The sequence below is a fragment of the Streptomyces sp. NPDC001443 genome, assembly GCF_053597355.1.
This window is the reverse complement of sequence record NZ_JBSFIA010000013.1, coordinates 177,045-186,508: the sequence shown is the minus strand read 5'-3', so window position 1 is coordinate 186,508 and position 9,464 is coordinate 177,045. Positions and strand designations below refer to the sequence as shown.

Annotated in this window: 6 protein-coding genes; 5 read left to right on the top strand and 1 reads right to left on the bottom strand. The window is 72.4% G+C overall.

Going from position 1 to position 9,464, the window contains the following annotated elements:
* Nucleotides 1–460 precede the first annotated feature (460 nt).
* Nucleotides 461–3,592, bottom strand: coding sequence for an isoleucine--tRNA ligase (gene ileS / locus ACWC24_RS16785; protein WP_450663572.1), 3,132 nt, complete (start codon nt 3,590–3,592; stop codon nt 461–463).
* 599 nt (nt 3,593–4,191) lie between these two features.
* On the opposite strand from ileS, the gene ACWC24_RS16780 reads away from it, so the two are divergent.
* The 5 genes from ACWC24_RS16780 (at nt 4,192) to ACWC24_RS16760 (ending at nt 9,275) form a co-directional block, all read left to right on the top strand.
* The gene (locus ACWC24_RS16780; protein ID WP_450663571.1) at nt 4,192–5,346 is read left to right on the top strand and encodes a TraR/DksA family transcriptional regulator; all 1,155 of its coding nucleotides are present in this window, start codon (nt 4,192–4,194) and stop codon (nt 5,344–5,346) included.
* A gap of 100 nt (nt 5,347–5,446) precedes the next feature.
* Nucleotides 5,447–6,142, top strand: a complete 696-nt coding sequence (lspA, locus tag ACWC24_RS16775; protein ID WP_450663570.1) for a signal peptidase II — start codon at nt 5,447–5,449, stop codon at nt 6,140–6,142.
* 43 nt (nt 6,143–6,185) lie between these two features.
* Nucleotides 6,186–7,130 carry an RluA family pseudouridine synthase gene (locus ACWC24_RS16770; RefSeq protein WP_450663569.1) on the top strand — a complete coding sequence of 315 codons (945 nt, stop codon included), beginning with the start codon at nt 6,186–6,188 and terminating at the stop codon, nt 7,128–7,130.
* Nucleotides 7,127–7,603 carry a GNAT family N-acetyltransferase gene (locus ACWC24_RS16765; protein ID WP_450663568.1) on the top strand — a complete coding sequence of 159 codons (477 nt, stop codon included), beginning with the start codon at nt 7,127–7,129 and terminating at the stop codon, nt 7,601–7,603. The genes ACWC24_RS16770 and ACWC24_RS16765 overlap by 4 nt, the downstream gene beginning before the upstream one ends.
* An 85-nt stretch (nt 7,604–7,688) precedes the next feature.
* Nucleotides 7,689–9,275 carry a Na+/H+ antiporter gene (locus tag ACWC24_RS16760; RefSeq protein WP_450663567.1) on the top strand — a complete coding sequence of 529 codons (1,587 nt, stop codon included), beginning with the start codon at nt 7,689–7,691 and terminating at the stop codon, nt 9,273–9,275.
* Nucleotides 9,276–9,464: the final 189 nt, after the last annotated feature.

The window sequence follows — 9,464 nt, the reverse complement described above, 5'->3', positions numbered from 1 at the left end:
CCACCCCCCGGATCATCAACAACAGGAGGGGGAAGTCATGCCGGACCCGAAGGCCGGAGGCCCCATTGCGGAGCCATGAAAAAGGTAACGGGGGGGGGCGGGCTGCGCGGGCGGCCGGACGGCACGCCGAGTGATGGCCGGCCGGTGCGGCGCGGACGGGCTCGCGTGGGGCCTGTGTGGGGCACGAGGGGGGCGCGCGGGGGTGCGTGTCCAGGGGGGGCGGCTGCGAGGGCGGTCGGGACGGCGTGCCGAGGGGCGGCGGCCGTACGGCGCCGGCGGGCTCGCGTGGGGTACGAGGGCGCGCGGGGGTGTTGGCCACGGGGGCGGCTGCGCGGCGCGTGCGGCCGGCGCGAGGGGGCGAGGGGGCGAAGAGGGGCTGTCGGTGTCGGCCAGGGGTGCCGTGCCGCATGGACGAGGGCCCGGCCTCCCCAGGGGAGGCCGGGCCCTCGTCCATGGTGACTTACGCCTTGCGCAGGCGGAACGTCAGGGACAGTCCCTCGTCCGTGAACGGCTCACCGTAGGTGTCGTCCGCCTCACCCTGGGCGAAGTCCGTGGCCAGGACCTCGTCGGAGATCAGGGCCGCGTGCTCGCCGAGCGCCGCGACGACCGCCGGGTCCGTGGCGGTCCAGCGCAGCGCGATCCGGTCGGCCACGTCGAGGCCGCTGTTCTTGCGGGCCTCCTGGATCAGCCGGATCGCGTCCCGGGCCAGGCCCGCCTGCCGCAGCTCCTCGGTGATCTCCAGGTCCAGCGCGACCGTGGCGCCCGCGTCGGAGGCCACCGACCAGCCCTCGCGCGGGGTCTCGGTGATGATCACCTCGTCCGGGGCGAGGGCGACCGTCTCGCCGTCGACCTCCACCGACGCCGTGCCCTCGCGCAGGGCCAGGGACAGCGCGGCCGCGTCCGCGTTCGCGACGGCCTTCGCCACGTCCTGGACGCGCTTGCCGAACCGCTTGCCCAGGGCGCGGAAGTTGGCCTTCGCGGTGGTGTCCACCAGCGAGCCGCCGACCTCGGAGAGCGACGCGAGCGCGGCCACGTTCAGCTCCTCCGTGATCTGCGCGTGCAGTTCGCGGTCGAGGGTGTCGAAGCCCGTCGCGGCCACCAGGGCGCGCGACAGCGGCTGACGGGTCTTCACGCCCGACTCCGCGCGCGTGGCGCGGCCCAGCTCCACCAGGCGCCGTACCAGGACCATCTGGCGCGACAGCTCCGGGTCGATCGCGGACAGGTCCGCCTCCGGCCAGGACGACAGGTGCACCGACTCCGGGGCGCCCGGGGTCACCGGCACCACCAGGTCCTGCCAGACCCGCTCGGTGATGAACGGGGTCAGCGGGGCCATCAGCCTGGTGACCGTCTCGACGACCTCGTGCAGGGTGCGCAGCGCCGCCTTGTCGCCCTGCCAGAAGCGGCGACGGGAGCGGCGTACGTACCAGTTGGACAGGTCGTCGACGAACGCGGACAGGAGCTTGCCGGCGCGCTGGGTGTCGTAGGCCTCCAGGGCCTGCGTCACCTGGTCGGTGAGCGCGTGGAGTTCGGACAGCAGCCAGCGGTCGAGCACGGGACGGTCGGCCGGGGCCGGGTCGGCCGCGCTCGGAGCCCAGCCGGTCGTACGGGCGTACAGGGCCTGGAAGGCGACCGTGTTCCAGTACGTCAGGAGCGTCTTGCGGACGACCTCCTGGATGGTGCCGTGGCCCACCCGGCGGGCCGCCCAGGGGGAGCCGCCGGCCGCCATGAACCAGCGGACCGCGTCCGCGCCGTGCTGGTCCATCAGCGGGATCGGCTGGAGGATGTTGCCGAGGTGCTTGGACATCTTGCGGCCGTCCTCGGCGAGGATGTGGCCGAGGCAGACGACGTTCTCGTACGAGGACTTGTCGAAGACCAGCGTGCCGACCGCCATCAGCGTGTAGAACCAGCCACGGGTCTGGTCGATGGCCTCGCTGATGAACTGCGCCGGGTAACGGGACTCGAACAGTTCCTTGTTCTTGTACGGGTAGCCCCACTGCGCGAACGGCATCGCACCCGAGTCGTACCAGGCGTCGATGACCTCGGGCACGCGCGTGGCCGTCTTCGCGCACTGCGGGCAGGCGAAGGTGACCTCGTCGATGTACGGGCGGTGCGGGTCGAGCTCCGACTGGTCGGTGCCGGTCAGCTCGGTGAGCTCGGCGCGGGAGCCGGCCACGGTGAGGTGGTCGTCCTCGCAGCGCCAGATCGGCAGCGGGGTGCCCCAGTAACGGCTGCGGGACAGCGCCCAGTCGATGTTGTTGTTCAGCCAGTCGCCGAAGCGGCCGTGCTTGACCGTCTCCGGGAACCAGTTGGTCTTCTCGTTCTCCTGGAGGAGCCGGTCCTTGATCGCAGTGGTGCGGATGTACCAGGACGGCTGCGCGTAGTACAGCAGCGCGGTGTGGCAGCGCCAGCAGTGCGGGTAGCTGTGCTCGTACGGCAGGTGGCGGAAGAGCAGACCGCGGTCCTTGAGGTCCTCGGTGAGCCGTTCGTCCGCCTTCTTGAAGAAGACGCCGCCCACCAGCGGGACGCTCTCCTCGAACGTGCCGTCGGGGCGCACCGGGTTGACGACCGGCAGGCCGTAGGAGCGGCAGACCTTGAGGTCGTCCTCACCGAAGGCGGGGGACTGGTGGACCAGACCCGTGCCGTCCTCGGTGGTGACGTACTCGGCGTTGACCACGTAGTGGGCGGGCTCCGGGAACTCCACCAGCTCGAACGGACGTTGATAGGTCCAGCGCTCCATCTCGGCGCCGGTGAAGGTCTGTCCCGTGGTCTCCCAGCCCTCGCCGAGCGCCTTGGCGACGAGCGGCTCGGCGACGACGATCTTCTCCTCGCCGTCGGTCGCGACGACGTACGTCACCTCGGGGTGCGCGGCGACGGCCGTGTTGGAGACCAGTGTCCAGGGGGTCGTCGTCCAGACGAGGAGCGCGGCCTCGCCGGCCAGCGGACCGGAGGTGAGCGGGAAACGGACGTACACGGACGGGTCGACGACCGTCTCGTAGCCCTGGGCCAGCTCGTGGTCGGACAGGCCCGTGCCGCAGCGCGGGCACCAGGGGGCGACGCGGTGGTCCTGGACCAGCAGGCCCTTGTCGAAGATCTGCTTGAGCGACCACCAGACCGACTCGACGTACTCCGGGTCCATGGTCCGGTACGCGTCGTCCAGGTCGACCCAGTACCCCATGCGGGTGGTGAGCTCGGTGAACGCGTCGGTGTGGCGGGTCACGGACTCGCGGCAGCGGGCGTTGAACTCGGCGATGCCGAACGCCTCGATGTCCTGCTTGCCGCTGAAGCCCAGTTCCTTCTCCACCGCCAGCTCCACCGGCAGGCCGTGGCAGTCCCAGCCGGCCTTGCGGGCCACGTGGTAGCCGCGCATGGTGCGAAAGCGCGGGAAGACGTCCTTGAAGACGCGTGCCTCGATGTGGTGGGCGCCCGGCATGCCGTTGGCGGTGGGCGGGCCCTCGTAGAACACCCACTCGGGGCGGCCCTCGGACTGGTCCAGGCTCTTGGCGAAGATCTTCTGCTCGCGCCAGAAATCGAGCACCGCGTGCTCGAGCGCGGGCAGGTCTACCTGGGCGGGCACCTGGCGGTACGACGTCATCGAACTTCCTCCGGCGGACGTGCTGCCTTCCGTCGGAGGGACGAGAGCCTTCTTGGCTGTCTACGCCGTGTGCGGCGCGCTCCCGCGGTACCACCCTCCTTGGCCCTCCGGAGCGCTTTGTGCGCCGGTGAGCCCCCTCATTGGGGTCGCGAGCCGGTTCTACCGACCGCTGCGCGTGGGCTGCGGCTTTCTTCCGGCGGCTCCGGGGTGATCTTCGCGTCGCGCTCGCCCCCGGGCTTCCACCGTCCCCGGGTCGCTCTGGGCTGCGTACGTCGCTACTCGTCCCCATCCATGCTTTTCGCTGCGCCCAGTGTACGGCGCGACGCGGACAGCGGCCGACCGGTTTTCCGGGCCCCGGGCGCCGTGTCGGCCGGTGTCCGGGATGACCCGAATAGCGAGGTGCGCGTGTTCGGATTCCGCGACGGCGGGCTCGGCGGATTACCCGGCGGGGAGCTGGGCACAACGCTTGCATGTCGGCCGCGCGGCACTCGCGGGGCGGGCGAATCGGGCGGCGTGCCCCGTTGCCGCGGGACTCGGGTCGATTTATCGTCCCAGCACGATTCGCGAGCAAGATCACAATATGTGAAGGGGCCGCGACCATGGTGGCGAAGAAGACCGCCGTACAGCAGCCGTCGTCCCGCAGGTCCACGAGCGCGACGGCCTCCGGCGCGGCCAAGGACGTGGACGGGAAGAAGAGCGTCCGGGCGAAGGAGAAGGTGACCAGGAAGACGACGGTCTCGGTCGCGAAGGCGTCGTCGGGGACGGCGCCCGTGTCGCGGACCGCCTCGTCGAAGAAGGCGGGCGCCGAGCGGTCGGGCACCGGGAAGGCGGGCGCCGAGCGGTCGGGCACCGGGAAGGCGGGCGCGGCGAAGGCGGGGACCGGGAAGGCGGGCTCGAAGAAGGCCGGTGCCGGGAAGCGGACGCCGGGCGCTGCGTCCCCGGCGGCCGCGGCGCCCGCCGGGGACGTGGCCGAGGAGGCGAGAGCCGCCAGGAGCCGGGCCACCGCCCAGGGGGCGGCCGCACGCCGGACCACGGCCGCTGCCAACAACACGGCCCGCAAGACGGCGTCGGCCGCGAACGACACGGCCCGGAAGGCGGCTGCCGCGAACGACACGGCCCGCAGGACGACGGCGGCGAACGGCGCGGAGGACAGTGTCGGGGCCGCCACGAACAGCACGACCCGTAGGACCGCGGCCGCCGTGAAGGGCGCGGGCGGGAAGAGGACGGCCAAGAAGGCGGGCGCGGCGCAGGCCGCGGAGCAGACGGGAGCCACGACAGTGGTTGCGAAGAAGACTCCTGGCACGGCCACTGCGGCGACGACAGCCGTCCCCAAGGCGCGGCTCTCCGCGGTGGAGCCCGGCGAGCTGGCCGTGCGCCCCGGCGAGGACCCCTGGACGCCGGAGGAGGTGGAGGAGGCCCGCGCGGAGCTGCTCTCCGAGGCGGAGCGGCTGCGGGCCGAGATCCACTCGTCCGAGGAGTCGCTGGTGGGCCTGATGCGGGACTCCGGGGACGGCGCGGGCGACGACCAGGCGGACACCGGCACCAAGAACATCACGCGGGAGCACGAGATGGCGCTGGCCGCCAACGCGCGCGAGATGCTGGTGCAGACCGAGCGCGCCCTGCAACGGCTGGACACGGGCACGTACGGCCTGTGCGAGACCTGCGGCGACCCCATCGGGAAGGCCCGTATGCAGGCCTTTCCGCGGGCCACCCTGTGCGTGGAGTGCAAGCAGAAGCAGGAGCGCCGGTCCTGACCGGCGTCGGGTGACCCGTCGTACGCCTCCTGCGCACTGTGCTCCTACGAGGTGTGCCGTACTCTCGTGCTCAGTCAGGCACCTAGGTTGAGGGACTCACGTGGCAGAGGCGGAGCGGATCATCGGTACGCCGGACATCCCGGACGTGGCGCGGGCCGGGCGGGACGAGCCCGGCGAGCGCGCGACGGCGGGCGAGAACTCCGGTCCCGAGGGGGCCACGGCCCCGGCCGGCGGGTCCGGCACCGAGGGTACGGAAGGTCCGGGGACGGCGGGGCCGGAGGCGGCACAGGCCTCCGGCGAGCGCCCCCGGGGCAAGCGGCGCATCGCCGTGCTGTTCGGGGTGGCCGCGTTCGCCTACCTCATCGACCTGGTCAGCAAGCTCCTCGTGGTGGCCAAGCTCGAACACCACGCCCCGATCGAGATCGTCGGTGACTGGCTGAAGTTCGAGGCCGTCCGCAACGCGGGCGCCGCCTTCGGTTTCGGCGAGGCCTTCACCGTGATCTTCACGGTGATCGCGGCGGCGGTGATCGTGGTGATCGCCCGGCTCGCCCGCAAGCTGTACAGCCTGCCGTGGGCGATCGCCCTCGGTCTGCTGCTCGGCGGCGCGCTCGGCAACCTCACCGACCGGATCTTCCGTTCGCCGGGCGTCTTCGAGGGGGCGGTCGTCGACTTCGTCGCGCCCAAGCACTTCGCCGTCTTCAACCTCGCCGACTCGGCGATCGTGTGCGGCGGCATCCTGATCGTGCTGCTGTCCTTCCGCGGTCTCGATCCGGACGGGACCGTCCACAAGGACTGAGCACGCGTTCGGGACTGTCTCACCCGTCCGGCATACTCGACGGGTGAGCACGATTCCCGATATCCGTACCCTGCCCGTGCCCGACGGCCTGGAGGGCGAGCGCGTCGACGCCGCCATCTCCCGCATGTTCGGCTTCTCCCGTACCAAGGCCGCGGAGCTGGCCGCGGCGGGGAAGGTCTCGGTCGACGGCTCGGTGGTCGGCAAGTCCGAGCGCGTGCACGGCGGGGCCTGGCTGGAGGTCGAGATGCCGCAGGCGCCCGCGCCGGTGCAGATCGTCGCCGAGCCGGTCGAGGGCATGGAGATCGTGCACGACGACGACGACGTGGTCGTGATCGTCAAGCCGGTCGGTGTCGCCGCGCACCCGAGCCCCGGCTGGACCGGCCCGACGGTCATCGGCGGGCTCGCGGCCGCCGGGTACCGCATCTCGACCTCCGGCGCCGCCGAGCGCCAGGGCATCGTGCACCGCCTCGACGTCGGCACCTCCGGCCTGATGGTGGTCGCCAAGTCGGAGTACGCGTACACGTCGCTCAAGCGCCAGTTCAAGGAGCGCACGGTCGACAAGCGCTACCACACGCTGGTCCAGGGCCACCCGGACCCGACCAGCGGCACCATCGACGCGCCCATCGGCCGGCACCCGAACCACGACTACAAGTGGGCGGTCACCGCCGAGGGCAAGCCCTCCGTCACCCACTACGACCTCATCGAGGCGTTCCGCGCGGCCTCCCTGCTCGACGTGAAGCTGGAGACCGGGCGCACCCACCAGATCCGCGTCCACATGGCCGCCCACCGGCATCCGTGCGTGGGCGACCTGACGTACGGCGCCGACCCGACGCTCGCCAAGCGGCTGCGGCTGACCCGCCAGTGGCTGCACGCGGTGCGGCTGGGCTTCGAGCACCCCGGCGACGGGCAGTGGGTCGAGTTCGGCTGCGACTACCCCGAGGACCTCCAGCTCGCCCTGGACCAGGTGCGCGAGGAGACCTACGCATGAGCCTGTCGGTCGTCTCCTACGACGTGCGGGTGGCCGAGGACGCCGCCGACCGCGAGGCCTGCTTCACGGTGCGCAAGGAGGTCTTCGTCCGCGAGCAGGGCGTGCCCGAGGACATCGAGTACGACGCCTACGACGCCGTGGCGCTGCACGTGCTGGCGATCCGGGCGGACGGGGTGCCGCTCGGCACCGGACGGCTGCTGTACGGCGAGGAGGCCGCGGCGAAGACCGGCGGCGACCCGTCGGTGGGATCGCTGGGGCGGCTCGCCGTCGCCCAGGCGGCGCGCGGGCTGGGTGTCGGGGCCGCGCTGGTGCGGGGCATCGAGGAGGCCGCACGCGCGCGCGGCCTGGCGGCGGTGGACCTGCACGCGCAGACGCACGCGCTGGGGTTCTACGAGCGGCTGGGGTACGAGGCGTACGGCCCGGAGTTCCCCGACGCCGGCATCCCGCACCGGGCGATGCGGCGCGCGCTGTAGCGGAAGTCCGCGAACGGGCCGGTGGCAGGGGCGCATGGCAGGCTGAAGGTCTGCTGTGTGAACGTCGACTCCCGGAGAGCTGACCGTGGATCAGTTGGCCCTGCTGTTCGTACTGCTGCTCGGGGCCGTGGTGAGCGTTCCCGTCGGGGACCGGTTCGGGCTGCCGGCCCCGGTGCTGATGACGCTCGTCGGGATCGTCCTCGCGGTGCTGCCCTTCGTGCCGAACGTCGACATCCAGCCCGATCTGATCCTGCCCGCGCTGCTGCCGCCGCTGTTGTACGCGGCGGTGCGGCGGACCTCTTGGCGGCAGTTCGCGGCCAACAAGCGGCCGATCTTCCTGCTGGCCGTGGCGCTGGTGTTCGTCACCACCGTGTGTGTCGCGGCCGTCGCCCACTCGATCGTCCCCGGCCTGCCGGCCGCCGCCGCCGTGGCGCTGGGCGCGCTGATCGCCCCGCCCGACCCGGTGGCCGCGACCGCGGTCGCCGGACAGCTCGGGCTGCCGCGCCGGCTGGTGTCGATCCTGGAGGGCGAGGGCCTGTTCAACGACGTCACGGCCATCGTGCTCTACCACGTGGCGATCGCCGCCGTCGTCAGCGGGACCTTCTCCCCGTGGAAGGCCGGGCTCGACCTGGTGCTGTCCGCGGTCGTCGCGGTCGCCGTGGGGCTCGTGCTCGGCTGGGGCGCCAACCGGCTGATGGACCTGCTGGAGGACCCGACCCTCCAGATCGGCATGACCCTGCTGGTGCCGTACGCCTCCTACGTGCTCGCGGAGGAGCTGCACGGGTCCGGGGTGCTGGCCGTGCTCACCACCGCGCTCTTCATCTCCGAGTACGCGGCCGACCCCGACGACGTGCTGACCCGGCTCGCCGGGCACACGTTCTGGGACATCGTCGACACCCTCGTCACCGGTGTCGCCTTCGGGCTCATCGGCCTCGAACTGCACAACGCGATCCGGACGGCGGCCGGGCGGTGGGGCGAGCTGCTCGGCTGGGCGGCGGCCGTCGTGGTCGTGGTGGTGCTGGTGCGGCTGGTGTGGCTGCTGCCCGCCACCTGGCTGACCAAGCGGCTGCACGCCAAGCGGGACTACGACGAGGAGATCCCGATGAGCTGGCGGGAGACGGTCGTCATGTGGTGGGCGGGTATGCGCGGGGTGGCCTCGGTGGCGCTGGCGCTGGCCGTGCCGCTGCGCACCGAGGACGGGTCGCCGTTTCCCGACCGGGACGAGATCGTGTTCATCGCGTTCGGGGTGATCATGGCGACGCTGGTGCTCCAGGGGCTGACGCTGCCGTGGCTGGTGAGACGGCTCGGGGTGCGCGCCGACACGGACCGGGAGAAGGAGTTCGAACGGGATCTGGCGGTCCGCGCGGCGAAGGCGGCGAAGCGGCGGCTGCGGGAGATCGAGGAGGTCGAGGAACTCCCGGAGGAACTGTCCGAGCAGATGCTGCGGCGGGCGTTCGACATCGGGGTGCGGATCAGCCCGGACCTGGGCGAGGAGGAACGGCGCGAGGCGCACCTGCAGCGGGCGCGCCGGCTCAGGCGGGTGCGGCGGATCCAGGGCGAGATGCTGAGCGCCGCGCGGCACGAGGTGCTGGCGGCGCGCAGCGAGCCGGGCGCGGACCCGGAGGTGGTGGACCGGGTCCTGCGGCACCTGGACGTACGCAGCCTCCGATGACCACGCCAGGGACGCCTTCCGGCGCCCTCCGGCTCCGGCGCCCTCCGGCTCCGGCGCCCTCCGGCTCCGGCGCCCTCCGGCTCTGGCGCCCTCCGGCTCTGGCGCCCTCCGGCTCTGGCGCCCTCCGGCTCTGGCGCCCTCCGGCTCTGGCGCCCTCCGGCTCCGGCGCCCTTCGGGGTCCTCCGGCGC